Here is a 26,908-nt window from a genome sequence, read left to right as displayed (position 1 = left end):
CCGCCCGGCGATCAGACCAGCCAGCACTACGACGCCCGGGCCGTATTCGCGCACACAAGACGCGAGATCTTATTCCGTGAGGTTCGCCGGCACTGTTCGGCGGGCCAACCCAGTCCAGGTAAATGGCGCACCATGACCTCTAAAAACAACCCCGCCAGTGCAACAGCCGATCTGACCCTGAGCCCCGCCGCGAACAGCGCGTCATTATCCAGACCGACGCCGCCTTCGCGTCCGCTGTCGACCCAGCAATACCTGTACTTCACCGAAACCAACACTGACCGCATCCTCGATAACCTCGACGGCCTGCGCGATTCGGTGTTCCCGCGCCCGGCGCATCAGGAAGGCGACAACGAGCAGCACAACGACCAGGAATTTCCCTCGGTGTGCCTGATCGGCCTCGGTCGCTGCGGCTCCAACATCGCCCTCGACGTGGCGGAGCTGGTGTACAACGCGCGCAAGTTCTACCTCAACGAATTCAACAACGAAGACCGCCCGACCGACCGGCGTCTGGCCGACAAGGGCTACAGCCCAGCGCAGTGGATCAAGAACAATCTGCGCATCGGCACCAGCAAATCGACCAAACCGGTGTTTCTGGTCGAACCGCTGGTGATGCTTGGCGACCTCGACAAGGACATCGCCGGGCGCATCCGTTTCTCGCGCAAGGGCGAGAAAAGCGGCTTCCTGCGCGACTACAGCAAAATGAAGATCATGGACTTGTCCGAAGTCCACGCCGGTGGCGCCGGTAACGCGCCGATCCTCGGCCAGTATCTGGCGAAGATCATCCTCAACAAGGACACCCAGCGCTTCTCCAGCCCCGACTGGAAAATGATCCACTCGTACCTGATCGACAGCTGCGGAATCAAGGCCAACCAGTCGCGCCTGTATTTCTCGATCTTCAGTGCCGGCGGCGGTACCGGTTCGGGCATGGCCTCGGAGTTCGGTCTGGCGCAGCAGCACTCGTACATGAACAAGACCTTCGACACCAAGCCGATGGACGAGCATGACGGCAAGAGCGGCCATTCGTTTGTCTTTGAGCCGATCTTCACCAGCGGCATCTGCGTGCTGCCGAACATTTCCGACCACCGCAGCGAAATGTCCGAAGCGCTGCACATCAACGCCGGGCGCCTGCTGTGCAAATACCTGTCGGAGGAATGGGATTTCTCCTACAACTTCGCCAACGAAGACAGCAGCGAAGCCAGCGTGATGGGACGTATCCGCCCGTGGAACGCGATGATGCTGATCTCCAACGACATCATGCGTTACGCCGAAGAAAGCGATGACGGCAATATCCAGAACATTGATGTCAATGCCATGGAGAAGCACGCCAACCAGTACATCTCGCAGCAGATCTTCAATATTCTGACGGCGCAGGCAGTCACTACTGACTACGACCAGAACTACTTCCGCCGCGCCGGCATCGACATCGGCGAAACCATCCGCCTGGACGCCAACGACCTGTTCATGAGTCTGGCCGGGCCGGTGGCGATTGCCTACGCTGAATCGGTGGTGCCGGAAACCCCGCCGCCGAGCAGCGACAAGTTCAAGGTCTTCGATAAAGAGCCGCAGCGCCTGAACATCGACGACCTGTTCTTCCGTTCGATCGACCTGCCGCACTTCAACAAGGTCACTCAGGCCATCGAAGGCATCAGCCTGCTGCCGATCGAATCCAAGCGTTATCGCGCTTCGCTTGAGCAGTACAAGAATTCCGGCTACGACGCCGCCGCGCTGCACGATTTGCACTTCTTCAAGAATTGCTCGTCGGTGGTCTCGATCGTCTCGCTGCCGAAAGACTACAAACTGTCGTACATGGATCTGAACCGGTTGAAGACCCACCTCAACAGCCTGTTCCCCAACACCACGCTCAAGCGCTACGCGCTGGTGATCGGCGCTTCGGCCAACCTGTCGCTGACCACCCTGATCGCCAAGAGCCCGTGCCTGTCGGACGACTTCCTCACACTGATCGTGGCATTCATCAAGCGCTGCTTCGCGAAGAACCCGTACCGTTTCGACGAAACGCTGGACAACTCGATTCTCGACTTCATCATTCAGGAAGACTTCGACGAGGAGCGGATCGACGACCTGCTCAACGAATTCGAGAACCCGGCGAAGATCCTCGATACCAACTGGTACGCGATCAAACCGATGTACGAGAAAAAGTATCGCGAGCTGATCAACGATAAAGACAAGTTCGTCTCGATCAATGACATCCGCCTGTCGCGTGATTGCGTGAAGAAGTCGATCAAGTACCTGCGCGAGATCTACCGCCACCGGATTGGCAAAACCAAGGTCATTTCGCTGAATAACCATACCGGGAAGACGTTCTCGGTCTGATCCAGCAGCGAGTCGCTCCATTCGCGAGCAGGCTCGCTCCCACAGGAAAGTGCATTCCGGTGTGGGAGCGAGCCTGCTCGCGAAGGCGCCCTCAACCTCACCGACAAATTCAGCTTACGAACATCCAGAAACAATTAAGCAACCCTCAGGCCGCTCAATAAACTGTTCCCGTTACGTTTACGTCACCGTGAGGCGTGGCGATTCTCCACGGCAAGGTGCCATCACGCTACTCCGCTACACACTTGCGGCGCGGCAATCGAGGCACCAAAAGAGTGCAGGCAATTAAACGGCCGCCCTTTCCTGGATCAGAATCCACGGCGAAACCACCACGGCCCACAGCTGCGGATCACGTTCGAAAATATCCAGCGCCCGCGTTTCAGACAGCTTGGCGACCTTGTCGTCGGCCAGCCAGGCCGCGACTTTCTCGCCTTCATCCGAGGCCACGGCCTCAGCGGCGGCGATCAAATCCAGGTCAGGGTCGACCCACAATAGGGCACCCTTGGCGAAGAACGGCTCCAGCTCTTTCCAGGTAATAGATGCCGTTTCACCAAGCAGCTTGGCATAGAGGGTGCTAGGTTCTTGATTCATGGGAGCTGTCCGGAAAAGAAATCGACGCGAATGATAACGTCGGTGGTCCGTCAGAAAAACCCGGTTGCAAATCGCTGCACCGAACGAAAAGAGCAGGAACGCCAGGGAATGCTGCCTTTTGGGATATATGCCCCCGATTGCCCCGCCGCAATTCTGTCTCTTTCATTCAAAAATGCGACACCCCCAAGTTTTGCCCCGTGGCGCCCGCTTCCCAGTTGATCAAGCGGCGCTCTACACTGTACCGGTACAGTTGCCGGGGCATTTTCCGGAGGGTATCGCAAAGATATCTGACCCGGTTCTGCTGCTACGGCGCCAGAACTCTAAAAAATACAACAGTAAGAGTGGAGCACTATGACTAAGGCTACTAAGCAGATTTCCAAACTGTTTGCCGCTATGGTTCTGGCCGGGGTTGCCAGCCATTCGTTCGCAGCTGACACCATCAAAATCGGTATCGCCGGTCCTAAAACCGGTCCAGTAGCCCAGTACGGCGACATGCAGTTCAGTGGCGCGAAGATGGCCATCGAGCAGATCAACGCCAAGGGCGGCGTCGACGGCAAGAAACTCGAAGCCGTTGAATACGACGATGCCTGCGATCCGAAACAAGCGGTAGCGGTAGCGAACAAGGTCGTCAACGACGGCGTCAAGTTCGTGGTCGGTCACCTGTGCTCCAGCTCCACTCAGCCCGCTTCGGACATCTACGAAGACGAAGGCGTGATCATGATCACCCCGGCTGCCACCAGCCCGGACATCACCGCCCGTGGCTACAAAATGATCTTCCGCACCATCGGTCTCGACAGCGCCCAAGGCCCTGCCGCCGGCAACTACATCGCCGATCACGTGAAACCGAAAGTGGTTGGCGTGCTGCACGACAAACAGCAGTACGGTGAAGGCATTGCCACCGCCGTCAAATCGACCCTTGAGAAGAAAGGCACCAAGGTTGCCGTCTTCGAAGGCGTCAACGCTGGCGACAAGGACTTCTCCGCAATCATCGCCAAGCTCAAGCAAGCCGGCGTCGACTTCGTCTACTACGGCGGCTACCACCCGGAGCTGGGCCTGATCCTGCGTCAGGCTCAGGAAAAAGGCCTGAAAGCCCGCTTCATGGGTCCGGAAGGCGTGGGTAACGACTCGATCACCCAGATCGCCAAGGACGCGTCCGAAGGCCTGCTGGTGACCCTGCCGAAATCCTTCGACCAGGATCCGGCCAACGTTGCCCTGGCTGACGCGTTCAAAGCCAAGAAGGAAGATCCGAGCGGTCCGTTCGTGTTCCCGTCCTACTCGGCAGTGACCGTGATTGCCGAAGGCATCAAGGCGGCCAAGTCCGAAGACGCGACCAAAGTGGCTGAAGCCATCCACGCCGGTTCGTTCAAGACCCCGACCGGCGACCTGAGCTTCGACGACAAGGGCGACCTGAAGGACTTCAAATTTGTCGTGTACGAGTGGCACAACGGCAAACCTAAAACCGAAGTTTCGCCTCAGTAAGGCCTTGCCCGACTGACTGCCAATAAAGCCCACGGCGTGCCGTGGGCTTTGTTTTGCGAATGTATGGGCCGCGCTGGCGTGATCCGCCAGTCGACCCACCTGAAAATCTCAAAACCGTCATCAGCGGTTCGCTGGCAAAACCCGGATTCGAAGTGGATAGAGATCCACGGGGCCGGGCGGGAAAATGACTCCACCAGTGAAATGCGTACAGGTTTTTAGGAGCGCTGTAATGCCTGACCTCTATCACTTCTTCCAACAGCTGGTTAACGGCCTCAACGTTGGCAGCATGTATGCCCTGATCGCCATCGGCTACACGATGGTCTACGGCATCATTGGAATGATCAACTTCGCCCACGGCGAGGTGTACATGATCGGTTCCTACGTGGCCTTCATCGCCATCGCCGGGCTGACCATGATGGGACTCGACAGTGTCCCGCTGTTGATGACCGCGGCGTTCATCGCCAGCATCGTCGTCACCAGTTCCTACGGTTACAGCATCGAACGGATCGCCTACCGCCCCCTGCGCGGCAGCAACCGTCTGATCCCGCTGATTTCTGCCATCGGTATGTCGATCTTCCTGCAGAACACCGTTCTGCTGGCGCAAGACTCCAAGGACAAAGCTATCCCCAACCTGATCCCGGGCAACTTCGCCTTCGGTCCGGGTGGCGCACAAGAAGTGCTGATTTCCTACATGCAGATCGTGGTGTTCGTGGTGACCCTGATCGCCATGCTCGGCCTGACCCTGTTCATCTCCCGTTCCCGCCTGGGCCGCGCCTGCCGCGCCTGTGCCGAGGACATCAAGATGGCCAACCTGCTCGGCATCAACACCAACAACATCATCGCCCTGACCTTCGTCATCGGTGCTGCGCTGGCGGCGGTCGCTGCGGTGCTGCTGAGCATGCAATACGGCGTGATCAACCCCAACGCCGGTTTCCTCGTCGGCCTCAAGGCCTTCACCGCTGCGGTACTGGGCGGCATCGGCAGCATCCCCGGGGCAATGCTCGGCGGCTTGGTGCTCGGTGTAGCGGAAGCGTTCGGTGCCGATATCTTCGGCGACCAGTACAAGGACGTCGTTGCGTTCGGCCTGCTGGTTCTGGTGCTGTTGTTCCGTCCGACCGGCATTCTGGGCCGTCCGGAGGTTGAGAAAGTATGACTAGGAATCTTAAACAGGCACTGTTCAGTGCCTTGCTGGTGTGGGCGGTGGCCTACCCGGTACTGGGTCTGAAACTGACCATCGTCGGCATCAATCTGGAAGTGCACAACACCAGCCCTGCGGTACTCGCGACCATCGCGATCTGCTCGGTGCTGATGTTCTTGCGCGTGCTGTTCAACCAGCAGATCAGCAAGGCCTGGCGCTCCTCGCCGGGCATGCCGCTGATCCCGGCCAAGGCCAGCAACTTTCTGACCCTGCCAACCACCCAGCGCTATTTCATCATTGCGCTGATTCTGATCGCCCTGGTCTGGCCGTTCTTCGGCTCCCGTGGCGCGGTGGATATCGCAACGCTGATCCTGATCTACGTGATGCTCGGCCTGGGCCTGAACATCGTCGTCGGTTTGGCCGGTCTGCTTGACCTCGGTTACGTCGGTTTCTACGCCGTCGGCGCCTACAGCTACGCGCTGCTGTCGCATTACTACGGTTTGAGCTTCTGGATCTGCCTGCCGATTGCCGGCCTGATGGCGGCGACGTTCGGCTTCCTGCTGGGCTTCCCGGTGTTGCGTCTGCGCGGCGACTATCTGGCGATCGTGACCTTGGGTTTCGGCGAAATCATCCGTCTGTTCCTGCGTAACCTGACCGACATCACCGGTGGCCCGAACGGCATCAGCAACATCGAAAAACCGACGTTCTTCGGCCTGACCTTCGAGCGCAAAGCCGCCGAAGGCCTGCAGACGTTCCACGAGTATTTCGGCCTGCAATACAACTCGATCAACAAGGTGATCTTCCTTTACCTGGTTGCGCTGTTGCTCGCACTGGCCGCGCTGTTCGTGATCAACCGTCTGCTGCGCATGCCGATCGGCCGTGCGTGGGAAGCACTGCGTGAAGACGAAATCGCCTGCCGCGCGTTGGGCCTGAACCCGACCGTGATCAAGCTCTCCGCCTTCACCCTGGGCGCTGCGTTCGCCGGTTTCGCCGGCAGCTTCTTCGCTGCACGTCAGGGGCTGGTAACGCCGGAGTCGTTCACCTTCATCGAGTCGGCGATCATCCTTGCCATCGTCGTATTGGGTGGCATGGGCTCGCAATTGGGTGTGATTCTGGCGGCGATCGTGATGATCCTGTTGCCGGAAATGATGCGTGAGTTCAGCGAGTACCGCATGTTGATGTTCGGTGCGCTGATGGTGCTGATGATGATCTGGCGTCCACAAGGTCTGCTGCCGATGCAACGCCCACACATGGAGTTGCGCAAATGAGCCGGGAGATCCTTAAAGTCGAAAATCTGAGCATGCGCTTCGGCGGCTTGCTGGCGGTCAACGGCGTGGCGCTGACCGTCAAGGAAAAACAGGTGGTTGCCCTGATCGGCCCGAACGGCGCCGGCAAGACCACCGTGTTCAACTGCCTGACCGGCTTCTATCAGCCTACCGGCGGCAGCATCCTGCTCGACGGCGAGCCGATCCAAGGCCTGCCGGGCCACAAGATCGCCCTCAAAGGCGTGGTGCGGACCTTCCAGAACGTGCGTTTGTTCAAGGACATGACTGCGGTCGAAAACCTGTTGATCGCCCAGCACCGTCATCTGAACACCAACTTCCTGTCCGGCCTGTTCAAGACCCCCGCCTTCCGCAAAAGCGAGCGCGAGGCGATGGAATTTGCCGAGTACTGGCTGGAAAAGGTCAACCTCAAAGAGTTCGCCAACCGCACCGCCGGTACCCTCGCCTACGGCCAGCAACGGCGTCTGGAAATCGCCCGCTGCATGATGACCCGCCCACGGATCCTCATGCTCGACGAACCGGCCGCCGGCCTGAACCCGAAGGAAACCGAAGACCTCAAGGCGCTGATCGGTGTGTTGCGCGAAGAGCACAACGTCACCGTGCTGCTGATTGAACACGACATGAAACTGGTCATGAGCATTTCCGACCACATCGTCGTGATCAACCAGGGCACACCGCTGGCCGACGGCACGCCGGAACAGATCCGCGACAATCCTGAAGTGATCAAAGCCTACCTGGGGGAAGCGTAAATGCTGCAGTTCGAAAACGTTTCCACCTTCTACGGCAAGATCCAGGCCCTGCACAGCGTCAACGTCGAAGTCCGTCAGGGCGAGATCGTGACGCTGATCGGCGCCAACGGTGCCGGCAAATCCACGCTGCTGATGACACTCTGCGGTTCGCCGCAGGCGCACAGCGGCAGCATCCGCTACATGGGTGAGGAACTGGTCGGCCAGGACTCGTCGCAGATCATGCGCAAGAGCATCGCCGTGGTCCCGGAAGGTCGTCGAGTGTTTGCCCGTCTGACCGTGGAAGAAAACCTGTCGATGGGCGGATTTTTCACCGACAAGGGCGACTATCAGGAACAGATGGACAAGGTCCTCGGACTTTTCCCACGCCTGAAAGAGCGTTTCAACCAGCGCGGCGGCACCATGTCCGGCGGTGAACAGCAGATGCTCGCCATCGGCCGTGCACTGATGAGCAAGCCCAAGCTGCTGCTGCTCGACGAGCCGTCGCTGGGTCTGGCGCCGATCATCATCCAGCAGATCTTCGACATCATCGAACAGCTGCGCAAGGACGGTGTGACGGTGTTCCTGGTCGAGCAGAACGCCAACCAGGCACTGAAAATCGCTGACCGCGCCTACGTTCTGGAGAACGGCCGCGTGGTCATGCAAGGCACCGGTGAAGCGCTGCTGACCGATCCGAAAGTGCGCGAGGCGTACCTCGGCGGTTGAGTGTTATCGCTGCACAGAAAAACGGCCTTCGGGCCGTTTTTTGTTTCCTGAGCACCACCAAGGTAACCCTGTGGGAGCGAGCCTGCTCGCGAAAACGGTCTGTCATTCGACGTTAATGGTGCCTGACACACCGCCTTCGCGAGCAGGCTCGCTACCACAGGGATACTGCTGAATCCGAAATTTTTAATAAATTTCTCGCCCCACCTGTAACGCATCCCCCCACCCGTTCTCTAGAGGGACAAGCAAGCGCAACAGCACTTGCAGAAACCCTGATAAACCTGGAGAAACATCATGACTGCGACTACCCGTACCCTGTCCGCTACCGCCCTGGTTCTGGCCCTCGGTTCCGCTCTGAGCATCGCCACTGTCTCCACCGCCCAGGCCGCCGATGCCAACATGGAAAAATGCTTCGGCGTGGCCATGAAGGGCAAGAACGATTGCGCCGCAGGTGCCGGGACTACCTGCGCCGGCACGGCGAAAATGGACTATCAGGCCAACGCCTGGAAGCTCGTTCCGAAAGGCACCTGCGCCACCACCGAAAGCAAAACCTCGCCGACCGGTTTCGGTCAGCTCGAAGCCTTCAAAGCCAAGTCCTGATCCACGTCCTGCCTGAGTGACGCCCATGTTCAGTCATCACGAACCGTCCCTGCCGCGCACTCAGGCAGCTCGCACCGAGCTCCCTGCCCGCGCCGGGCTGGGGCTCAAGACCGGGCACTTCCTCGAAGTGCTCGGCTCCGTACCTGACCTCGGCTTCTTCGAAGTCCACGCCGAAAACTACATGGTGGCCGGCGGCCCGTTTCATCATTTTCTCGGTCTGATTCGCGAACAGTACCCGCTGTCATTGCACGGCGTGGGGCTGTCGATCGGTGGCGAAGGCGCGCTGGACAGCCAGCACCTCAAACGCCTCGCCGAGCTGATCGAGCGCTATCAACCGCAAGCCTTTTCCGAACATCTGGCGTGGTCGAGCCACGGCCCGGTGTTCCTCAATGACCTGCTGCCACTGGCTTACGACACGCCGACACTGAGCCGCGTCTGTGCGCACATCGACCAGGTGCAGAACACTCTGAAACGACCGATGCTGTTGGAGAACCCGGCGACCTATCTGGGATTTGAGCACTCGACGATCGACGAGGCCGAGTTCATCGCCGAAGTGATCCGCCGCAGCGGCTGCGGCTTGTTGTTCGACGTCAACAATGTCTACGTGTCGTGCATCAATCATCAGCGCGATCCTTTGGCCTATCTCGACGCGTTACCGCTGCACGCGGTCGGCGAGATTCATCTGGCCGGCTTCGCTGAAGATTGCGACAACCTTGGCGACCGCTTGCTGATTGACGATCACGGCGCGCCGGTTGATCAGGCCGTCTGGGATCTGTACCGGCAAGTGCTGCAACGTATCGGCCCGGTGGCGACGTTGATCGAACGCGATAATCAGGTGCCGGCCTTCGACGTCTTGCTCGCCGAAGCGCAGCAAGCCGAGACGCTGTTGCGCCGCGCGGAGCGTGCGGCATGAGCACGCAAGCGGACTTCGCCGCCGCCCTGCTCAATGCGCAACTGCCGCATCCCAAGGGCCTGTGCAGCCGCAATGGCGCTGATCCGTCGCGGCGTTTCGCGGTCTATCGCAACAACGTGCAAAGCTCGCTGATCAATGCCCTGGCCGACAGTTATCCGGTGGTGCTGCAATTGGTCGGCGAGGAATTCTTCCGCGCCATGGCGGCGATTTTCGTCCAGAGTCAGCCGCCTCACAGTCCGTTGATGAGCCTCTATGGCGAGGACTTCGCCGACTTCATCGCACAATTCGAACCCATTGCCGGCGTGCCTTATGTCGCAGACGTCGCGCGACTGGAGCACTTGCGTACTGTTGCCTACCACGCCGCCGATGCGCAGCCGATCCGGCCTGAACAAGTCAGTGCCGCGCTGGCCGATCCGCAGTCGCTGAGTGAACTGTGTTTCGAACTGCATCCCTCGCTGCACCTGCTCGACTCTGCTTTCGCGGTGGTGGCGATCTGGGCCGCGCATCAGCAGGAGCCAAGTCTGGCGGGCATTGGCCTCCATCAAGGCCAGCATGCCCTGGTGCTGCGCAACGGTCTCGACGTTGAGGTGTTCGCTCTTGAGGCGGGTGCGAGCGTGTTCATTGGTCATCTGCTCCAGGGCTCGCCACTGCTCGCGGCGGCAGAAAACAGCCCGCCGTTCGATCTCGCCCAAACCCTCGCTTTACTGATTGCGCATAACGCGATCACCCAGCTGAATTACAAGGAGTTGCCATGAACGCTTTTATCCCGCGCGTCATCGCGCTGTTGGAAAAAATCCCCCACAGCCTGATTGCCTTCATCGCGCGTTTTTCCATCGCTGCGGTGTTCTGGAAATCCGGGCAAACCAAGGTCGAAGGACTGGCCGTCGATTTGATTGACGGCACTTTTGAACTGGGCTGGCCACGTTTGGCCGATTCGACGATTCCGCTGTTTCAGAGCGAGTACAACCTGCCGCTGCTGTCGCCGGAAATTGCCGCGCATCTGGCGGCGTTTGCCGAGCATGTGTTTCCGCTACTGATCCTGCTCGGCTTCGCCACACGGTTTTCGGCGCTGGCATTGCTCGGCATGACGTTGACTATCCAACTGTTCGTCTACCCGGATGCCTACCCGACCCACGGCACCTGGGCGGCGGTGTTGCTGTACCTGATGGCGACCGGGCCGGGCAAATTGTCGATCGATCAGCTGATTGCCCGCCGATGCCAAGGCTGACTTGAAACAGTAGGAGCTGCCGAAGGCTGCGATCTTTTGATCTTGCTTCTAAAAATCAAAAGATCGCAGCCTTCGGCAGCTCCTACAAAGGTTCGGTGTCAGCGCTGGAGTCGATCCAGCGCCTCGCCACTGCGCTTGAACCAGCCCATCAAATAATCCGCCAACACCTGCGTGCGCTTGGGCAAACCACCCTGATACGGGTGCACCAGATACATCGGCATCCGTCGGGTCTGGTAATCGCGCAGCAACCAGCGCAAGCGGCCGTCCGCCAGTTCCGCTTGCAGCAGATACGAAGGCAAACGGGCGATGCCGGCGCCGGACAGCGCTGCTTTCTTCAACAGGCTGTAATGATTACTGGCAAATGGACCGGATACCCGCACCCGCAACAACTCGTGCTGCTGGTGATACAGCCATTCTTCGCGACCGCTGTAATGGCTGTTGAGCAGACAACGATGCTCGGCCAAGGCATGGGGCGTCGCCGGCTCGCCGAAGCGCTCGAGGTAGGCCGGGCTGGCGCAGGTCATTTCGTGCCACGCCAACAACGGCTTGGCCACCAGCCGATCGTCATTGGCCACTTCGGCGCGAATCGCCAGATCAAAGCCATCGCGCGACAGATCGCGATAGCTGTTGTTCAGCTCCAGCTCGATCTGCACCTCCGGGTATTGCCCGGAAAACTCCAGCAGCAAGCCATCGAAAAAGGTCTCGCCGAGCGACACCGGAACCGTCATGCGCACGGGGCCGGCCATGTCGTCCTTCAACCGCGCCAAAGCCTGCCGTGCGCGTTCGACCTGGACCACCAGCGCCTGTGCCTGCGGCAGCAGCGCCGCCCCCGCCGCCGTCAGGCTCAAGCGCCGGGTGGTGCGTTGCAGCAATACCACACCGAACTGCGCTTCGAGCTGGCTGATGCGTTTGGACAACTGGCCCTTGCTGCAGCCCAACTGCTGCGCCGCAAGGGTAAAACTGCCGGCCTCGCTCAGTACGGCGAACGCAGCGAGATCATCCATTTCGCTCATGGATTGTTTCCAATTGAAAACCAAAGGTTGCCTATTAGTGCGCTTATCCGCTGAAAAAACCACCCTAGACTGAAACCTCATTCACACACATGGGGTACAGCTCGATGAAAATTCTGTTGATAGGCGCAGGCGGCACCATCGGCTCAGCGGTGGACAAAGAATTGTCGCAACGCCACGAGGTCATTCGTATCGGTCGTAACAGCGGTGACTTGCAAGTGGATATCAGCGACAGCGCCTCGATCCGCAAGCTGTTCGAACAGACCGGCAAGTTCGATGCGCTGATCTGCGCGGCGGGCAACGTGACGTTTGCAGCGCTGGACGACATGACTGAGGACAGCTTCGCCCTCGGCCTGAAAGACAAACTGATGGGTCAGGTCAATCTGCTGCTGATCGGCCGCGAGTACGCCAACGATGGCGCTTCGTTCACGTTTACCACCGGCGTGCTCAGCCACGACCCGATTCGCAGCGGTGCCTCGGCAGCGCTGGTCAACGGCGCCATCGACAGCTTCGTCCGCGCCGCCGCCATCGAACTGCCGCGTGGCCTGCGGGTGAACTCGGTGAGCCCGACCGTACTGACCGAAGCCCTGGGCAAATACGCGCCCTACTTCCGTGGCTTCAAGCCGGTTCCTGCTGCGGAAGTGGCATTGGCCTACGCGAAAAGTGTCGAAGGATTGCAAACAGGGCAGACGTTTCACGTGGCCTGAATGATTAATCGATCAAGGTAGGTAAAAGCCGTTTGGCGACAGACCGCGACATAGAGATCCTGAACTCCCCGCCCAGCTCGGATCGCACTGTCGCCGTGGAAATGTGCTGGCCGTTGATCGAAAGACTCAATGGCTGGCCCATCGCCTCATGACTGATTGCCTTAGCCCTCGCAGTGGCTACGGGTGTCAACACCAGGGATAGTTCGACAAGATCCGGATTAGGCCCCTGATCATCCTTGAGCAGCATTACCATCTTTGTGAAATCAACCCCTGAAGAGAAAGCCAAATCGGCTGCCTGGACGCTGACAGCGCTTGCAGATGCCAACAGCAACAGCGCAATTTTCCATCTCATTTAACACTCCCTGATCTATCAAAAAACGTGCAAGAGACTATGCGATGCTCCCACGCCCGACTCAATAGTGGCAGACCAGACCTTGTGATAGGCACTCAGCCTGCGTAACGTGGCAGCACTTGTCTGGAGAGCCAAAGATGCGTGTTGCCCGTTCGTTCGTCCTCGTTGCCCTGCTGCCGATGTTTGCCGCCTGCCAGTTGTTCGACGGCCAGCGTGAAAGTGTGTCCCATGCCGGACAGACGCGCATGCAGGGGCAACTGACCGCCGCCGACGGCAAACTGGTGTTCCAGCCGTGCCAGGAGCAGCGGCAACTGGTGGTCAACGACATCGGCGGCACCAGCGTCCTGCAAGAGGCCGCCACCCTTGCCGACGAGCAGGGCAAGCTGTTTGCCGATGTGCGCGGCAAGGTCTCCGGCGACCGTCTCGACCTCGGCCAGTTGTATCGCGTCGAGCGCTCGGGCACGGCCTGCGACGATCCGAATTTCAAACTGCTGATCCTGCGCGCTGCCGGCCATGGCCCGGAATGGAACGTCAAGGTCAGCGGCAAAGGCATGGTCATCGAGCGCGACGGCCAGGCTCCACTCGCCGTGCCGTATGTGGAAGAGCAACTGGGCGACGGCCGCTTCAATCTCAGCAGCGAAGCCAACAACCAGCGCATCGAATTGTGGGTTGCGCCACAGCGCTGCGTCGACAGCAGCACCGGCAGCGTGCAGCATATGAGCGCCGAGTTGCGTATCGACGGCCAGGTCCAGCGCGGCTGCGGCTATTTCGGCGGCGCGCGTAACGACTGATCGTTTTTCCCCCACGGATCCGCTCGCGGCGGCTTATAATCGCCGCCTTCAAACGCCCTGGCGCAGTTGTGCGCCCCGCGAATCCGGATCCCCGCCATGTTACGAATCACTGAACTCAAGCTGCCAATCGACCATCCCGAAGAAGACCTGCGCGCCGCAATCGTGCAGCGTCTGGGCATCGCCAGCGATGATCTGCTCGATTTCACCTTGTTCAAGCGCAGCTATGACGCGCGCAAAAAGTCCTCCGAACTGTGCTTCATCTACACCATCGACCTCAACGTACGCGACGAGGCCAGAGTGTTGGGCAAGTTCGCCGACGACCGTAACGTCAACGTGGCGCCGGATGTCAGCTACAAATTCGTCGGCCAGGCACCGAGCGATCTCGGTCAGCGGCCGATCGTCGTCGGTTTCGGCCCGTGCGGCATCTTCGCCGGCCTGCTGCTGGCGCAGATGGGCTTCAAACCGATCATTCTCGAACGCGGCACCGAAGTCCGTCAGCGCACCAAGGACACCTGGGGCCTGTGGCGCAAAAGCGTGCTCAATCCCGAGTCCAACGTACAGTTTGGCGAAGGCGGCGCGGGCACGTTCTCCGACGGCAAGCTGTATAGCCAGATCAAGGACCCGAAATTCCTCGGCCGCAAAGTCCTGCACGAGTTCGTCAAGGCCGGCGCGCCGGAAGAAATCCTCTACGTCAGCAAGCCGCACATCGGTACGTTCCGCCTGACCGGTATGGTCGAAAACATGCGCGAGCAGATACGCGAACTGGGCGGTGAAGTGCGCTTCCAGGAGCGCGTCAGCGACGTGCTGATCGAAGACGGCCAACTGGTGGGGGTGCAACTGGCCAGCGGCGAAACCCTGCATTCCAAACACGTGGTTCTGGCCCTCGGCCACAGCGCCCGCGACACCTTCCGCATGCTCCATAGCCGTGGCGTGTTCATGGAAGCCAAGCCGTTCTCGGTGGGTTTCCGCATCGAACATCCGCAGTCGCTGATCGACCGCGCGCGCCTGGGCAAGTACGCCGGCCACCCGAAACTTGGCGCGGCCGATTACAAACTGGTGCACCACGCCAAGAATGGCCGTTCGGTGTACAGCTTCTGCATGTGCCCGGGCGGCACCGTGGTCGCGGCGACCTCCGAGCCCAATCGCGTGGTCACCAATGGCATGAGCCAGTACTCGCGTAACGAGCGCAATGCCAACTCCGGCATCGTCGTCGGCATTACCCCGGAAGTCGATTATCCGGGCGGCCCGCTCGCCGGTATCGAGTTGCAGGAGCGCCTGGAATCCCACGCGTTCATCCTTGGCGGCAGCGACTACAAGGCTCCGGCGCAACTGGTTGGCGACTTCATCAACGACATTCCATCGACCGAACTGGGCGAAGTCGAGCCGTCGTACAAGCCGGGCGTGGCGCTGGGCGATCTGGCCTTGGCGCTGCCGGACTTTGCCATTGAGGCGATCCGTGAAGCCTTGCCAGCGTTCGAGAAGCAGATTCGCGGTTATTCTCTGCACGACGCCGTGCTGACCGGAATCGAGACGCGCACTTCATCGCCGCTGCGCATCACCCGCAACGAGTCGCTGCAGAGCATGAACGTCAAAGGCCTGTTCCCGGCCGGTGAAGGCGCGGGCTATGCCGGCGGGATTCTCTCGGCGGGTGTTGACGGGATTCGCATTGCCGAGGCAGTGGCTCGCGATATCCTCGGACTGGAAGCCTGATCAGCATCAACTGACCCAACACAAAACCCTGTGGGAGCGAGCCTGCTCGCGAAAGCGGTCTGTCACTCAACGAAGTTGTTGAATGTGATTCCGCCTTCGCGAGCAGGCTCGCTCCCACATTGGTTTTTGCGTTTCTTCAGATGTTGGCGCGCAGCACCGAGGTCGGCAGCGCCTCCCCGCGCTCGGCACTCGCCGCCACCGCTGCAATCAAATCACCCAGTTCATAGCCCTGCGCCTTCAGCCATTGCTGATCGTAATACGTGTCGGCATAACGCTCGCCGCCATCGCACAGGATCGCCACGATCGACCCCGACTGCCTCGCCGCTTTCATCTGTTGCGCCGCCATCAGCGCACCGATCAGATTGGTCCCGCTCGACCCGCCGACATGCCGCCCCAAACGCTGCGCCAGATAATGCATGGCCGCCAGCGACAGGGCGTCCGGCACCTTGACCATCGCATCGATCACCTTGGGCAGGAACGACGCTTCCACCCTAGGTCGACCAATGCCCTCGATGCGCGAGCCGCAGTCCAGACGCAGGCTGGCATCACCGCTCTGATAGAAATCGAAGAACACCGAACGCTCGGCATCGGCACACAACACGCGGGTGCAGTGCTGGCGATAACGCACGTATCGACCAAGGGTCGCTGTAGTCCCGCCAGTGCCGGGGCTGGAAATCAGCCACGTCGGCTCAGGGTGCTTTTCGTAGCGCATCTGCTGGAAGATCGACTCGGCGATGTTGTTGTTCGCTCGCCAGTCGGTGGCACGTTCGGCGTAGGTGAACTGATCGATGAAGTGACCGCCATGCTCGCGGGCCAGGCGCTCGGATTCGGCGTAGATCTGCGTCGGATCCTGCACCAGATGGCTCTGCCCGCCGTAAAAAGCAATCTGGGCAATCTTCTCTTTCGAAGTCGTCGCCGGCATTACTGCGATAAACGGCAAACCGAGCATGCGCGCGAAATACGCTTCGGAAATCGCCGTCGACCCACTGGACGCTTCGATCACCGGCGCGCCGGGTTTCAGCCAGCCGTTGCACAGCGCGTAAAGGAACAGCGAACGGGCCAGGCGATGCTTGAGGCTGCCGGTCGGGTGGCTGGATTCGTCCTTGAAATACAACTCGATGCCGGCAAAACCGGGCAGCGGCAAAGGGATCAGGTGGGTGTCGGCGCTGCGCTGGAAGTCCGCCTCGATGATGCGGATGGCTTCGCGTGCCCACTGTCGGTTGTCGCTCATGGTCTCGGTTCTCATTGAATCAGCCAGGAGATCGGTCTCCTGAAAAAGGTCTGGCGCAAGCTTAGGAAAAATACCGCAGACGGCAAAGATACAGCTGAGTCTCAATGTGTCGGGCAACTGCTAGGCTCAGTGCTGCCCGAGCCAGACAGCCTGTAACGACATATAACAAAAAAGAATATAACTTTTGTTTTAACAACTAACGGTACGGGTTAGGGTGTTTCACCTTTTTCTTGATTCGATGGAGAGCGACCTTGCCTCTGCGTAGCACTTTCACGCGTTTCTTTCAGTTGGAAGCCGCCAGCGGTCTGCTATTGATCGCCGCAGCCGTTCTCGCGCTGATCATCAACAACTCACCGCTGTCGTGGCTGTACACCGGCCTGCTCGACACCCCGGTGGTGGCGCAGATCGGCGCGTTGAAAATCGCCAAACCTCTGCTGCTGTGGATCAATGACGGCCTGATGGCGATGTTCTTCCTGCTGATCGGTCTGGAAGTCAAACGCGAAGTGCTCGACGGCCAATTGTCCAAGCCTTCGCAGATCGTCCTGCCCGGCGCAGCGGCGATCGGCGGCATGCTGGTGCCGGCGCTGATCTACTGGTTCCTCAACCGCGACAACCCCGCCGCCCTGAGTGGCTGGGCCATTCCGACCGCCACCGACATCGCCTTCGCCCTCGGCGTATTGGCCCTGCTTGGCAAACGCGTTCCGGTGTCGCTGAAACTGTTCCTGATGACCCTGGCGATCATCGATGACCTGGGCGCCATCGTCATCATCGCAATCTTCTATTCCGGCGAACTCTCGACCCTGTCCCTTGGCCTGGCGGCTGCGTGCATTGCCGCGCTGGTGGCGATGAACCGGCTCGGCGTGGTCAAGCTCGGGCCGTACATGATCATCGGCCTGATCCTCTGGGTCTGCGTGCTCAAAAGCGGTGTCCACGCGACACTGGCCGGCGTGACCCTGGCTTTCTGCATTCCCCTGCGCACGAAAAACGCCGAGTCGTCGCCGCTGCTGACCCTCGAACACGCGCTGCACCCCTGGGTCGCCTACGGCATCCTGCCGCTGTTCGCCTTCGCCAACGCCGGCCTGTCACTGAGCGGCGTCACCGTCGAAAGCTTCACCCACGACGTACCGATGGGCATCGCCATCGGCCTGCTGTTGGGCAAGACCGTCGGCGTGTTCGGCCTGACCTGGCTGGCGGTCAAGATCGGCATCGCCGCCCTGCCCCAAGGCGCCAACTGGGGCCAGGTCCTCGGCGTGGCAATCCTCTGCGGCATCGGCTTCACCATGAGCCTGTTCGTCGGCTCGCTGGCCTTCGAACCCGGCGTGAGTGATTACGCCGGCATGGATCGCATGGGCATCCTCACCGGCTCGATTCTCGCGGCGGTGATTGGTTATGCGGTGACGGCGGCGGCGAGTCGCAAGAATTCACAACTGCAATGACCCCTGTGGCGAGGGAGCTTGGCCCTCGCCACAGATTCCTCGCCTGACAGTTACGCAGCGAACAATCCCCACGTCATTAGCGACCCGTCCTACAGCCACACTTTCTCCGCTTCGATAACGTCCTGCAGCCCCTTTCCGAGGGGCTGTCGATGATGAACGAAGGGATGATCAGTGGCGCGGAACAAGGACATTCCCCGGGTGCAAAACCCACCGCAGGGCGACGGGCATCACGTTACCTGGCGGTATATGACGGCCGCAGAACTGGCCGAGCGCGAAGCCGGGCAAAACGCTTACGACGCGATGCTGGCGCGGCAGGAGGCGTTCGAGCGCAGCCGTGAAGTGGCTGCGAAAAAACCTGAAGCCGTGCGTGCCGGCTGTGTATTCGCCAAGTCCTGCAAGTTGCCGGATGCGATTATCGATTACAGCAATCCTTCCGGCATGGTGCCGACCGACAGCCTGAAGGATTACGGCGAGCTGATCCTGCTCGGCGCTCGCGAAGCCGACGCAAGCGGCGGCATTCCTCTCAAGAAAATCAGCGCCAACACCATCCCGGTCGGGTTCGGCAGTCTGGCCTTGGCAGGCTCGGCTTTTGAAGTGCTACCGGCGCTCGCCTCCCCTGCGGCGGCTGCGACTTTGGTGGGGCTGATTGCGCTTTTGATGCCATCCAGCCTGGGCGACAGCGCGCTCTACACCGATGAGCAACTGAGCACACTCAAACAAGCCCGAACCCGCGTGCGCCTGCGCGTCGAGCAACAGGCCGATGGCAGCCTCAAGGGTTACGGTTTCTACACCGGTAAGAACCGCGATTGGGAAATGGTCGATGTCGTGCAGTTCATTGCGCGTGGCGACCGGTTCGTTGCCGATCTGGGTGAAGGCGTCGAACTGCTCTGGACCCCGGCGGTGGATGGCTCGGACATTCTCGGCATTCCAGCACTGGAGGCCGCACCGCAGGCACCGCATATCTGGGTGTATCCACCGACGAAGGCGGCGGACGGGATACTGGTGAATCCGCTTTATCCGCCGGAGTACAAAGATTTCATTCTGGTGTTTCCCACAGACTCGGGTGTAAAACCGATTTACATCGTTGTCAGCTCTGCGAAAGGCACCGCTGAAGCGGGACATACCTATCACCCCGCTCCCGAAACGTCGGATATCACAGCCTTTCCCGATTTAAGAAGAGCAAAAAAGAAAACGCCGTTCAACGGTGGGCTCCGGGATCGCTGGATCAATGCAAAAGGCCGAATAATTTATGAATGGGACTATTTACACGGCGAGCTTGAAGGCTACCGCGCAAGTGATGGCAGCCATTTAGGCTCTTACGACCACAGAACTGGTGAACAGATAGATCCACCCAAAAAAAACCGTAGTATTAAAAAATATTTATGAGGATTACATGGGACTCAAAGCCAGACTCGAATGGTACGACCAACAAACCGAACTGGGTGAGGGGGAGGAACTGTCGAAAGACTTTGGCGAGGACGGCTCATTAATGGAAGCATTAGGCCTACCGTCGAAAAGCTTCAATAACGGCGGATTTGATGTAAAAGCCGATTGGATCAAGACTCTCCAGCCCCACTTCCAGCATTCCATTCAATTTTCTTCTTACGACTATCAGGTATCGTTCGTTTACCGGGATCAATGGTAGATGGGACTGGAACTGAGATTGGAATGGTACGACACAGCAACCTTGGAGTTTCAGGGGGAAGAGTCGTCAAAAGACCTGGGTGGTGACGAGTCAGTGTTAAACGCCTTGGGGATTCCCGCCGCGGACAACATCAACAATGGCAGTTTCAACGTCGCTCAAAATTGGCTCGCCACCATTCAGCCGTATTTTCAACATCAAATCGATTTGAGAGTTCACGACTATCAAATTTCGTTTGACTACGGCTAACAGCCCCGGAAGTATTAGCTCCATGCACTTTCTTTTAATTACCGGTTTTTTCCCTGACGAAGCCCAAGACGACTCCTTGCAATTCGAGCTGGATATCACAGGCAGCGAGATGAATGAAAAAGTGGCTCAGCTCATTGAATCAAAGCCCTTGGATGAGGTGGAACCCGGCGAGCTGTTGTTGACTCAGGATCAGGTAACCGCATTGGAAAACCTGCTCAACGTCAGTTTTCCAAAGGGCCTCGAATACTTCATGGGCACCTGCGCCACATACTGAATGAGCAATTCACAAACAAAGAAAAACCCCGACCAGTCACCTGATCGGGGTTTTCATTTGCCCAGCTTCTCGCTTAGTGCGAAACGCGGCTGGTTCCGCCAACGGTGGAGATCCGTACCCGCTCGCCAACGCGGAAGACTTCATTCTCCTGAACCTGCTGCACATAGGCGCGCATGCTGCCGTCGTCTTCGCGGACGGTGATTTCCACGCCTTGGGTGCGGGTCAGGCCTTCTTCGGTGGCCGAGCCAAGCAGGCCGCCGGCCACTGCGCCGATGACCGCAGCCACAATGCTGCCCTTGCCGCCGCCGATAGCGCTGCCGCCGACGCCGCCGACCACTGCGCCTGCTGCGCCGCCGATCGGGGTCTTGGTGCCTTCGATTTTTACCGGTCGCAGGGATTCGATGGTGCCCATGCGAATCGTCTGCACACGACGCGCTTCGTCACGGGAGTAGGAGTCGCCGGTGAGGCTCGATTGGCAGCCGGTCAGCAACATCGCCATCGTCGAAAAGGAAGCAACCAGCAGAACAGACTTACGCATAGCATCAACTCCAAAAGAACATGTGTTCATTAAACCCCGTGGCCTGGCGCCTGTCACGACACCATCCGGATAAAATTGGCTTCCATTCAGGCCTGGTACAGATGCCCGCGTGCGTCCACTCAAGGTAGCGTCAAATCAACGATCCTGCGCCATCCGCGTTTATCTCGCTCGGTAGACTGCTCAGGGTGCCAGACGTTCCAGAATCCATTCGGCGCCCTGGAGGCGGTAGTTGAGGCGATCGTGCAGGCGGCTCGGCCTGCCTTGCCAGAACTCGATGCGCTCGGGCAACAAGCGGTAACCGCCCCAGTGTTCCGGGCAATGCGGCTGGCTGTCGCTGAAGCGTTGCTCGGTGGCCTTGAGCAAATCCTCCAGTTCGCCACGACCGTTGATGACCCGGCTCTGCGGCGAGGCCCAGGCGCCGAGGCGGCTACCCAGCGGACGCACCTGATAATACGCGTCGGACTCTTGCGCCGTGACCTTGACCACCCGCCCTTCGATGCGCACCTGGCGCTCCAGGGTTGGCCAGAAGAAGGTCATGGCGGCAAACGGGTTGGCCGCCAGATGCTGGCCCTTGGCGCTGTCGTAGTTGGTGAAGAAGGTGAAGCCCTGCTCGTCCAGGCCCTTGAGCAACAGAATGCGGCAATGCGGACGACCGTCGGCATCGACCGTGGCCAGGGTCATGGCATTGGCTTCCACCGGCGCCTGCTCGGTTTTCACCGCATCGGCGAACCACTGGTGAAACAGCGCAAACGGCTCGGCCGGGGCTTGCGCCTCGGTCAAACCGTCACGGGTGTAGTCGCGACGCATATCGGCCAGAGCCTGGGTCATGGCGGATTCCTTTTCGTTAGCGGATCACTTCTTGGCAGCGTCGGCTGCGGCGACTTTCTTGTCGGTCGCGGCGGCTTTGGCTGGTGCAGTTTTTTTCGCTGGAGCCTTGGCCGGGGCCTTCTTCGCAGGAGCCTTGGCGGCGGTTTTCTTGGCTGGCGCCTTTTTCGCCGCCGGCACAGCGGCTTTTTTCGCCGCAGGCGCCGGGGTAACCGGTTTGGCCACTGGCTTGACGTCTTGCGCAGCAACCATCGTTACAGGCTTCGGTGCTGGCATGTTGTATTTGCTCAGCAGCGCAACCATGGTGTTTTGCGGAGTCACCAGCAGCTCGACACGACGGTTCAAGGCGCGGCCTTCAACGCTGTCGTTGGCCGCACGCGGCGCTTCGGAACCCATGCCGCGCAGCATCAGGCGATCACGCTGCAAGCCGCTGAGGCGGAAGATCGCTGCCACCGATTGCGCACGTTCCTGGCTCAGCTTGACGTTGGCCGGTGCGGCACCGCTGGTATCACTGTGACCAAGCACCAGCACTGCGGTTTTCGGATCGGCTTCAAGGATTTTCGCCACGCGAGTGAACGGGCCAAGGGTGACCGGCAGCAGCATCGCCGGGCGATCCGGGTTGAACGAGCCTTCGACCGGCGCCGTCACTACCAGCACATTGTCGCGACGTTCGAGTTGCAGATTGCTGTCCTTCACCGCTTCACGCAGACGCGGTTCGTAGTCATCCAGCCAGGCCTGAGTCACCTTCGGATCGGGCATCGGCACGGCTTTGGCGGTTGGCTGATCCTTGCCGCCGAACGGCCACCACCATTTGCCATTGGACTGCGCCTCGGCTTTGGCCACCTCGACCGGTTTGGCTTCAGGTTTAACCTCGGCTTTCAGATCAGCCTTGACCGCTTCATCGCTGGAACCGAACGGCCAGTACCACGGGTTGCTGCTCTCGGCCTTGGCCACTGGCGCAGTCGCCGCAGGTTTCAAAGGAGCCGGAGCCGGGGCCGAATCTTTGGCCGCGACTTTGTCGGGAGAACCGAACGGCCACCAACTGCCGCCGTCTGCATCGTTTTTCGGAGTCTGTGCGCAACCGGTGATCGCTACACACAGGGCCAGGGCGAGGGTCTTTTTAGATGACATTGAAAATCCACAAAATGAAGTAATGAAAAATCAGAGCACTTTCGCCCGGATAAACAGCCGTTTTGAAACGAAAATCCCTTCGAGGTTCCGACCCTGGAACCTCAGTTGAAGCTTTACAGACAAGTGGCAAGCACCCGCGCCAGCTTTTGTGCACGCGGATCCATCAAAACGTAAGGCCCCAGGGTATTTGTCACGAAACCGAAAGCCACATCGTGCTCCGGATCAGCAAAACCGATCGAGCCGCCCGCTCCCGGATGACCGAACGCGCGTGGTCCGAGGCCGTAGGTGGCGTTGGGCACGTCCGGTTGATCGAGCATGCAGCCGAGGCCGAAACGGGTGCGGGTGAGCAAGGTCTTGTCGTCGCCGAGGCTGTGCTCGCGGGTCAGCTCTTCGAGCATCTCGCTCTCGAGCAGGCTGCCATCGAGCAGGCCGGCATAGAACCCGGCGAGACTGCGCGCGTTGCCGTGGCCGTTGGCCGCCGGTTGCTGCATGCGGCGCCATTCCGGCTTGTTGGTGCTGGTCAGCACTGACGGCGGATTGGTGAACGCGCGGGTAGTCATGGCCGTCGGTTCGCGCATGGTCACTTGCAGCAGGCGCTGCGCCGCAGCGTCGCCGGCGTTGCCCTTGCCACGGGCGATGTGCGCTACCCGATGAAATTCTTCGTCGGCCAGGCCCACATGGAAATCCAGGCCCAACGGTTTGGCGATCCGAGCGACGATCGATTCGCCCGGCCCACGCCCGTCAGCGCGGCGCAGCAATTCGCCGACCAGCCAACCGTAGGTGATCGCGGCATAACCGTGACCGATGCCCGGCGCCCACCATGGCGCTTCGGCCGCGAGGGCGTCGACCATGGTTTGCCAATCGTAAAGGGCTTCAGGGGCGAGCAGTTCGCGCAGCGCCGGCAAGCCGGCCTGATGGCAAAGCAATTGGCGCAGGGTGACGGATTCTTTGCCGGCAGCGGCGAATTCCGGCCAGTAGCGGGCAACCGGGGCATCGAGTTGCAACTTGCCTTCAGCCACCAGTTGCAGCGCGGTAACGGCGGTGAAGGTCTTGGTGCAGGAAAACAGGTTGGCGATGGTATCGCTGTGCCAGGCTTCGGCGCCGTCCTTGTCGGCAGTACCGGACCAGAGGTCGAGGACGGTTTCTCCACCGACCTGGATGCACAGGGCTGCGCCGCGTTCCTGGGGATCGTCGAACAGTGCGGCGAAAGCCTCGCGCACCGCTTCGAATTGAAGCTCGTAATGTCCCTGAATCTGCACCCGCAACTCCCCCGCGAAAACGCTCTACAAAGTGGTCCGCATTGTTCCAGCCCTTGAGGGATTTGGGAACAGGCGCGGGCCAGACGGTTGATCGGCAATTTGTGGTGATCCCTTCGCGAGCAGGCTCGCTCCCACACTGGATCTCAACAGCAGCGCAGTTCCCCTGTGGGAGCGAGCCTGCTCGCGAAGAACGATAACGCGGTCTGAAACCTAGTGACCATTCCCCGAATGCCCACCCGCCTGTGCAGCCTCCGCAGCTTTGCCAGCCTCGGCCTTGCGCCCGCCTTCAACTTCCGCAGCCGGGGTTTTCTGCGCCTCCTTGCCCAGTTGCTCCAGCGCCTGCAGATTGCTTTTGCGCACCGCCTCGACAAAGCCCTGATACGGCAGATCGGTCACACCGACCAGACCGAAATGGCCATTCTCGCCGTCGAGCAAACGCCCGGTCACCGGTTGGTCGAGATACTGGAACCAATGCACGCCGACAATCGACGGTTCGCTCAGCGCCTGTTTGAGGAAGTTGGCATAGGCCGGGCCGCGATCTTCCTCCTTGGCCAGCTGCGTCACGCCGCCCCAGAACGGACCTCGGTCAGCCGAGCCGAAGTTGAATTCGGTGATCAGCACCGGTTTGTCCAGCGCCGCCAGTGCGGCGAAGTCGTAACCGTCCTGCGGCTTGAGCGTGTACATGTTGAAGCTCAACACATCGCAGTACTGCGCGCAGGACGCCACGGCTTCAGGCGTACTGATAGCGAAGCGGCCGCCAAGCAGCATCTGGTTCGGCGCGTGCCATTTCAGCGAATCGGAAATGGTCTTGAAATAGGTATCGGCGAAGACCTTCTGGAAGTATTTGAAATCCGCTTCGATCTCCGGATGCTCCGGGTTCGGCAATGGCGGCACGAAGCCCGGATCTTCCATCAACTCCCACGCCGGCAACTCAATGCCCCAGGCCTTGGACAGTCCGGCCTGATTGCGGTACTTGTCGCGCAATTGCTTGAGAAAGGCGCGTTTGGCCGGCACGTCGGTGGTCATTTTCAACGTGCCGTAGGCCAGCGCGTAGCGAGCTTTCGGATCGTCGCCAGGGCCAGCCCAGGCCAGTTCGTTGTCGGCGTAATAACCGATCAGCCACGGATCGTCACGGTGATCGCGGGCGGCAATGGCCACGGCGCGCTCGGTGGCCATGGCGAAACGCGGATCGAACGGATCCGGCATGCCGCCCCACCAATCGCTGCCGGTGCTGATGCTGGTGTAATCGCCGACGATCGACAGCGGCAAGGTGTACGGTACGCGCTCAGCATCCGCCAGCGACGCCGCGCTCCAGTTGCCCACTGTGTTGAAGCCCCAGGCTTGCAGCCGATCGAGGGTGTGCCGGGTCCAGCGTTCTTCATCAATAGTGGCTTTGCACGGAGCGGTTTCCTCGCTGGACGCTTGCACCGCATCGGTCTGCGCCGCTTCGGCAATACCGGATTTCGGCTCGGCAGGCACCGCTGCGGTTTCAGCAGCCTGCACCGAGCCGGCCTCAGCCGCCCCCGCCTTCGCCGCTTCGGCAATCCCGGCCTTGTTGTCGCTGTCTGCCTTGCACGGTTCGCCGTACAGGCGTTGCAGATTGGCCCCATAGAAGTCGTACCAGCGGCCGTTGCCGTAGCCACGCCCCTGGTCGGCGCCATTGCCGCCACGGTTGTCACCCTCGCCAAAATGCGCGGCCAGCGGGTCGTCGTTCTTCGGCAACGATTCGAACATGTACTCACGACCAGCCACGTAGGTCTGGTTGACTTGCGGGCTGACGGTGTTGACGCCCAGCGAATAGAACGGGTGGCCTTCAGGGGTCACCAGATACCAGCGGCCATCACGTTTTTCCGTGCGGAAGAAGCCGCTGGCCTTGAACGCCGGGCCTTTGTTCCAGCCGCCGAACTTGTCCAGCGAAGCCTTTTCACGCTCGGCCAGCCACGTATTCAGCTGTTGCTGCTCTTTGCTGGCGGCGCTTTTCAGTTGTTCGTCGCTGCTGACTTTTTCCGGCCATTTACTACGGGTTGACTGACCGTAGGCGTCGACCAGATTGCCGTACACCGCCCGCGTCACCGATTCGCCGTCCTGCACGCCGAACCGCTCGAGCAACAGGCTCTGCGCAACTTTCGGCTGATCCATCGACAGACTCACCGAAACCACCTGGCTGCGGTCGATCTCGCCCGTGCTGCTGGCCAGCAGGATGCGTTGGCCATCGACGGTCATCGGCATCGGTGGCCCGGCTTTCATGCCCTGGCTCAGTGGCGTCGACGCCACCAGCGGCACCAGCAAGGTCTGCGCGGGGCCGGCCGGCAGATCGACGCGGCTGACCAGAGTGCGGCCATCGTTGCTCTGGATCTGCACATAAACCGTCACCGCCCAGTTCATCGCACTCTGCAGACGCAGGGTCATCATGTCGGACTGCGACCAGTCCCAAGCGCCGGTCTGCGGGGTCAGGCGCAAGGTCGGCCGGGCGACCGGGTTGAACGTCACCCGGCGCAGCACTTCGCCTTCCGCGGTCTGTTCGGCATTGGCCTGCGGCAGGTCGGCGTTTTCCGTGGCGACCTTGACCACGTCGGCCGGGCGTACGAAGTTGAACAGCGTCTGCTGACCGGCGGGCGCAGCCAGCAACGGCGCGGCAAAGATCAAGGCGAAAACAGCGGGCAACGAACGGCGGATCATAAGAACGGAGTTCTCCCTAACGACCAGTCAAGGCCAGTGGAAAAGCGGTGGCAGAGAGATAGACAA

27 protein-coding genes are annotated in these 26,908 nt (G+C 60.2%); 18 read left to right on the top strand and 9 right to left on the bottom strand.

The genetic code is table 11. The features are described 5' to 3' along the window. Nucleotides 1-132 precede the first annotated feature (132 nt). Nucleotides 133-2,331 carry a hypothetical protein gene (locus AB4N41_RS14975; protein WP_236168012.1) on the top strand — a complete coding sequence of 733 codons (2,199 nt, stop codon included), beginning with the start codon at nucleotides 133-135 and terminating at the stop codon, nucleotides 2,329-2,331. A gap of 282 nt (nucleotides 2,332-2,613) precedes the next feature. Here the strand turns inward: AB4N41_RS14975 and AB4N41_RS14970 are convergent, their stop codons facing one another. Then, the gene (locus AB4N41_RS14970; protein WP_016771353.1) at nucleotides 2,614-2,919 is read right to left on the bottom strand and encodes a DUF2288 domain-containing protein; all 306 of its coding nucleotides are present in this window, start codon (nucleotides 2,917-2,919) and stop codon (nucleotides 2,614-2,616) included. A gap of 351 nt (nucleotides 2,920-3,270) precedes the next feature. Here AB4N41_RS14970 and AB4N41_RS14965 point away from each other — a divergent pair, with 351 nt between their 5' ends. The 9 genes from AB4N41_RS14965 to AB4N41_RS14925 all read left to right on the top strand — a co-directional run bounded on the left by AB4N41_RS14965 (nucleotide 3,271) and on the right by AB4N41_RS14925 (nucleotide 11,008). Beyond that, nucleotides 3,271-4,398 carry a branched-chain amino acid ABC transporter substrate-binding protein gene (locus AB4N41_RS14965; protein ID WP_016771354.1) on the top strand — a complete coding sequence of 376 codons (1,128 nt, stop codon included), beginning with the start codon at nucleotides 3,271-3,273 and terminating at the stop codon, nucleotides 4,396-4,398. Between the two features lie 229 nt (nucleotides 4,399-4,627). Further along, nucleotides 4,628-5,551 carry a high-affinity branched-chain amino acid ABC transporter permease LivH gene (gene livH / locus AB4N41_RS14960; protein ID WP_016771355.1) on the top strand — a complete coding sequence of 308 codons (924 nt, stop codon included), beginning with the start codon at nucleotides 4,628-4,630 and terminating at the stop codon, nucleotides 5,549-5,551. Then, nucleotides 5,548-6,804 (top strand): high-affinity branched-chain amino acid ABC transporter permease LivM, encoded by a 1,257-nt coding sequence (locus AB4N41_RS14955; RefSeq protein WP_016771356.1) that lies wholly within the window; start codon nucleotides 5,548-5,550, stop codon nucleotides 6,802-6,804. The genes livH and AB4N41_RS14955 overlap by 4 nt, the downstream gene beginning before the upstream one ends. Beyond that, a complete protein-coding gene (gene livG, locus AB4N41_RS14950) occupies nucleotides 6,801-7,568 on the top strand; it encodes a high-affinity branched-chain amino acid ABC transporter ATP-binding protein LivG (protein ID WP_016771357.1) in 768 nt (255 codons plus the stop codon). The genes AB4N41_RS14955 and livG overlap by 4 nt, the downstream gene beginning before the upstream one ends. After that, the gene (locus AB4N41_RS14945; protein WP_003222380.1) at nucleotides 7,569-8,270 is read left to right on the top strand and encodes an ABC transporter ATP-binding protein; all 702 of its coding nucleotides are present in this window, start codon (nucleotides 7,569-7,571) and stop codon (nucleotides 8,268-8,270) included. Between the two features lie 291 nt (nucleotides 8,271-8,561). Beyond that, nucleotides 8,562-8,867 (top strand): BufA1 family periplasmic bufferin-type metallophore, encoded by a 306-nt coding sequence (locus AB4N41_RS14940; protein WP_016771358.1) that lies wholly within the window; start codon nucleotides 8,562-8,564, stop codon nucleotides 8,865-8,867. A 25-nt stretch (nucleotides 8,868-8,892) separates the two neighbouring features. Beyond that, a complete protein-coding gene (gene bufB / locus AB4N41_RS14935; protein ID WP_252877610.1) occupies nucleotides 8,893-9,780 on the top strand; it encodes an MNIO family bufferin maturase in 888 nt (295 codons plus the stop codon). Next, nucleotides 9,777-10,535, top strand: a complete 759-nt coding sequence (locus AB4N41_RS14930) for an HvfC/BufC N-terminal domain-containing protein (protein WP_252877609.1) — start codon at nucleotides 9,777-9,779, stop codon at nucleotides 10,533-10,535. The genes bufB and AB4N41_RS14930 overlap by 4 nt, the downstream gene beginning before the upstream one ends. Continuing rightward, nucleotides 10,532-11,008 carry a DoxX family protein gene (locus tag AB4N41_RS14925; RefSeq protein ID WP_252877608.1) on the top strand — a complete coding sequence of 159 codons (477 nt, stop codon included), beginning with the start codon at nucleotides 10,532-10,534 and terminating at the stop codon, nucleotides 11,006-11,008. Before AB4N41_RS14930 ends, AB4N41_RS14925 begins: the two co-directional genes overlap by 4 nt. Before the next feature lie 98 nt (nucleotides 11,009-11,106). Here the strand turns inward: AB4N41_RS14925 and AB4N41_RS14920 are convergent, their stop codons facing one another. Next, complete coding sequence (locus tag AB4N41_RS14920; RefSeq protein WP_252877607.1) at nucleotides 11,107-12,021, bottom strand: LysR family transcriptional regulator; 915 nt, start codon at nucleotides 12,019-12,021, stop codon at nucleotides 11,107-11,109. A 104-nt stretch (nucleotides 12,022-12,125) separates the two neighbouring features. Here AB4N41_RS14920 and AB4N41_RS14915 point away from each other — a divergent pair, with 104 nt between their 5' ends. Further along, entirely contained in the window at nucleotides 12,126-12,725 is a 600-nt protein-coding gene (locus AB4N41_RS14915) for a short chain dehydrogenase (protein ID WP_252868912.1), read from the top strand. 4 nt (nucleotides 12,726-12,729) lie between these two features. Here AB4N41_RS14915 and AB4N41_RS14910 read toward each other — a convergent pair whose 3' ends face one another. Next, entirely contained in the window at nucleotides 12,730-13,077 is a 348-nt protein-coding gene (locus AB4N41_RS14910) for a hypothetical protein (protein WP_252877606.1), read from the bottom strand. Between the two features lie 137 nt (nucleotides 13,078-13,214). Here AB4N41_RS14910 and AB4N41_RS14905 point away from each other — a divergent pair, with 137 nt between their 5' ends. Both AB4N41_RS14905 and AB4N41_RS14900 read left to right on the top strand, forming a co-directional pair. After that, nucleotides 13,215-13,868 (top strand): COG3650 family protein, encoded by a 654-nt coding sequence (locus AB4N41_RS14905; protein WP_130902004.1) that lies wholly within the window; start codon nucleotides 13,215-13,217, stop codon nucleotides 13,866-13,868. 96 nt (nucleotides 13,869-13,964) lie between these two features. Beyond that, nucleotides 13,965-15,578, top strand: a complete 1,614-nt coding sequence (locus AB4N41_RS14900; protein WP_041478036.1) for an NAD(P)/FAD-dependent oxidoreductase — start codon at nucleotides 13,965-13,967, stop codon at nucleotides 15,576-15,578. 136 nt (nucleotides 15,579-15,714) lie between these two features. Here AB4N41_RS14900 and AB4N41_RS14895 read toward each other — a convergent pair whose 3' ends face one another. After that, nucleotides 15,715-16,809 (bottom strand): PLP-dependent cysteine synthase family protein, encoded by a 1,095-nt coding sequence (locus AB4N41_RS14895; RefSeq protein ID WP_056783376.1) that lies wholly within the window; start codon nucleotides 16,807-16,809, stop codon nucleotides 15,715-15,717. A gap of 251 nt (nucleotides 16,810-17,060) precedes the next feature. On the opposite strand from AB4N41_RS14895, the gene nhaA reads away from it, so the two are divergent. From nhaA to AB4N41_RS14870, 5 genes are all read left to right on the top strand, one after another. Beyond that, complete coding sequence (gene nhaA, locus AB4N41_RS14890) at nucleotides 17,061-18,245, top strand: Na+/H+ antiporter NhaA (RefSeq protein ID WP_122505756.1); 1,185 nt, start codon at nucleotides 17,061-17,063, stop codon at nucleotides 18,243-18,245. Nucleotides 18,246-18,416: 171 nt separating this feature from the next. Then, nucleotides 18,417-19,631 carry an S-type pyocin domain-containing protein gene (locus tag AB4N41_RS14885; RefSeq protein ID WP_095180549.1) on the top strand — a complete coding sequence of 405 codons (1,215 nt, stop codon included), beginning with the start codon at nucleotides 18,417-18,419 and terminating at the stop codon, nucleotides 19,629-19,631. 7 nt (nucleotides 19,632-19,638) lie between these two features. Continuing rightward, nucleotides 19,639-19,890 carry a colicin E3-like toxin immunity protein gene (locus tag AB4N41_RS14880; RefSeq protein ID WP_095180548.1) on the top strand — a complete coding sequence of 84 codons (252 nt, stop codon included), beginning with the start codon at nucleotides 19,639-19,641 and terminating at the stop codon, nucleotides 19,888-19,890. Beyond that, the gene (locus AB4N41_RS14875; RefSeq protein WP_095180547.1) at nucleotides 19,891-20,136 is read left to right on the top strand and encodes a colicin E3-like toxin immunity protein; all 246 of its coding nucleotides are present in this window, start codon (nucleotides 19,891-19,893) and stop codon (nucleotides 20,134-20,136) included. Nucleotides 20,137-20,158: 22 nt separating this feature from the next. Beyond that, a complete protein-coding gene (locus tag AB4N41_RS14870; protein ID WP_122705009.1) occupies nucleotides 20,159-20,410 on the top strand; it encodes a pyocin S6 family toxin immunity protein in 252 nt (83 codons plus the stop codon). Nucleotides 20,411-20,483: 73 nt separating this feature from the next. On the opposite strand, the gene AB4N41_RS14865 is transcribed toward AB4N41_RS14870, so the two are convergent. From AB4N41_RS14865 to AB4N41_RS14845, 5 genes are all read right to left on the bottom strand, one after another. Then, nucleotides 20,484-20,948, bottom strand: coding sequence for an outer membrane lipoprotein (locus tag AB4N41_RS14865; RefSeq protein ID WP_016771369.1), 465 nt, complete (start codon nucleotides 20,946-20,948; stop codon nucleotides 20,484-20,486). 180 nt (nucleotides 20,949-21,128) lie between these two features. After that, nucleotides 21,129-21,776 carry a pyridoxamine 5'-phosphate oxidase gene (gene pdxH / locus AB4N41_RS14860; RefSeq protein WP_024011915.1) on the bottom strand — a complete coding sequence of 216 codons (648 nt, stop codon included), beginning with the start codon at nucleotides 21,774-21,776 and terminating at the stop codon, nucleotides 21,129-21,131. A gap of 24 nt (nucleotides 21,777-21,800) precedes the next feature. Next, the gene (locus AB4N41_RS14855; protein ID WP_252877605.1) at nucleotides 21,801-22,904 is read right to left on the bottom strand and encodes an OmpA family protein; all 1,104 of its coding nucleotides are present in this window, start codon (nucleotides 22,902-22,904) and stop codon (nucleotides 21,801-21,803) included. Nucleotides 22,905-23,017: 113 nt separating this feature from the next. Beyond that, complete coding sequence (locus tag AB4N41_RS14850) at nucleotides 23,018-24,163, bottom strand: serine hydrolase domain-containing protein (protein WP_252877604.1); 1,146 nt, start codon at nucleotides 24,161-24,163, stop codon at nucleotides 23,018-23,020. Nucleotides 24,164-24,373: 210 nt separating this feature from the next. Then, nucleotides 24,374-26,842 (bottom strand): beta-galactosidase, encoded by a 2,469-nt coding sequence (locus AB4N41_RS14845; protein WP_460137843.1) that lies wholly within the window; start codon nucleotides 26,840-26,842, stop codon nucleotides 24,374-24,376. Between the last annotated feature and the right edge of the window lie 66 nt (nucleotides 26,843-26,908).

This window comes from Pseudomonas sp. S2_A10 (assembly GCF_054668465.1).
The sequence above is the reverse complement of the archived record's forward strand: the minus strand, read 5'-3'. Positions and strand labels throughout refer to the sequence as shown.

Bases quoted from the DNA above. Each gene is read 5' to 3' on its own strand.
- AB4N41_RS14940 (WP_016771358.1), top strand. From the start codon at position 8,562: ATGACTGCGACTACCCGTACCCTGTCCGCTACCGCCCTGGTTCTGGCC.
- AB4N41_RS14910 (WP_252877606.1), bottom strand. From the start codon at position 13,077: ATGAGATGGAAAATTGCGCTGTTGCTGTTGGCATCTGCAAGCGCTGTC.
- AB4N41_RS14875 (WP_095180547.1), top strand. From the start codon at position 19,891: ATGGGACTGGAACTGAGATTGGAATGGTACGACACAGCAACCTTGGAG.
- AB4N41_RS14855 (WP_252877605.1), bottom strand. From the start codon at position 22,904: ATGTCATCTAAAAAGACCCTCGCCCTGGCCCTGTGTGTAGCGATCACC.
- AB4N41_RS14900 (WP_041478036.1), top strand. From the start codon at position 13,965: ATGTTACGAATCACTGAACTCAAGCTGCCAATCGACCATCCCGAAGAA.
- AB4N41_RS14925 (WP_252877608.1), top strand. From the start codon at position 10,532: ATGAACGCTTTTATCCCGCGCGTCATCGCGCTGTTGGAAAAAATCCCC.
- AB4N41_RS14895 (WP_056783376.1), bottom strand. From the start codon at position 16,809: ATGAGCGACAACCGACAGTGGGCACGCGAAGCCATCCGCATCATCGAG.
- AB4N41_RS14930 (WP_252877609.1), top strand. From the start codon at position 9,777: ATGAGCACGCAAGCGGACTTCGCCGCCGCCCTGCTCAATGCGCAACTG.
- AB4N41_RS14970 (WP_016771353.1), bottom strand. From the start codon at position 2,919: ATGAATCAAGAACCTAGCACCCTCTATGCCAAGCTGCTTGGTGAAACG.
- AB4N41_RS14870 (WP_122705009.1), top strand. From the start codon at position 20,159: ATGCACTTTCTTTTAATTACCGGTTTTTTCCCTGACGAAGCCCAAGAC.
- livG (WP_016771357.1), top strand. From the start codon at position 6,801: ATGAGCCGGGAGATCCTTAAAGTCGAAAATCTGAGCATGCGCTTCGGC.
- AB4N41_RS14955 (WP_016771356.1), top strand. From the start codon at position 5,548: ATGACTAGGAATCTTAAACAGGCACTGTTCAGTGCCTTGCTGGTGTGG.
- pdxH (WP_024011915.1), bottom strand. From the start codon at position 21,776: ATGACCCAGGCTCTGGCCGATATGCGTCGCGACTACACCCGTGACGGT.
- AB4N41_RS14945 (WP_003222380.1), top strand. From the start codon at position 7,569: ATGCTGCAGTTCGAAAACGTTTCCACCTTCTACGGCAAGATCCAGGCC.
- AB4N41_RS14880 (WP_095180548.1), top strand. From the start codon at position 19,639: ATGGGACTCAAAGCCAGACTCGAATGGTACGACCAACAAACCGAACTG.
- AB4N41_RS14975 (WP_236168012.1), top strand. From the start codon at position 133: ATGACCTCTAAAAACAACCCCGCCAGTGCAACAGCCGATCTGACCCTG.
- AB4N41_RS14965 (WP_016771354.1), top strand. From the start codon at position 3,271: ATGACTAAGGCTACTAAGCAGATTTCCAAACTGTTTGCCGCTATGGTT.
- livH (WP_016771355.1), top strand. From the start codon at position 4,628: ATGCCTGACCTCTATCACTTCTTCCAACAGCTGGTTAACGGCCTCAAC.
- AB4N41_RS14845 (WP_460137843.1), bottom strand. From the start codon at position 26,842: ATGATCCGCCGTTCGTTGCCCGCTGTTTTCGCCTTGATCTTTGCCGCG.
- AB4N41_RS14915 (WP_252868912.1), top strand. From the start codon at position 12,126: ATGAAAATTCTGTTGATAGGCGCAGGCGGCACCATCGGCTCAGCGGTG.
- bufB (WP_252877610.1), top strand. From the start codon at position 8,893: ATGTTCAGTCATCACGAACCGTCCCTGCCGCGCACTCAGGCAGCTCGC.
- AB4N41_RS14920 (WP_252877607.1), bottom strand. From the start codon at position 12,021: ATGAGCGAAATGGATGATCTCGCTGCGTTCGCCGTACTGAGCGAGGCC.
- AB4N41_RS14865 (WP_016771369.1), bottom strand. From the start codon at position 20,948: ATGCGTAAGTCTGTTCTGCTGGTTGCTTCCTTTTCGACGATGGCGATG.
- AB4N41_RS14905 (WP_130902004.1), top strand. From the start codon at position 13,215: ATGCGTGTTGCCCGTTCGTTCGTCCTCGTTGCCCTGCTGCCGATGTTT.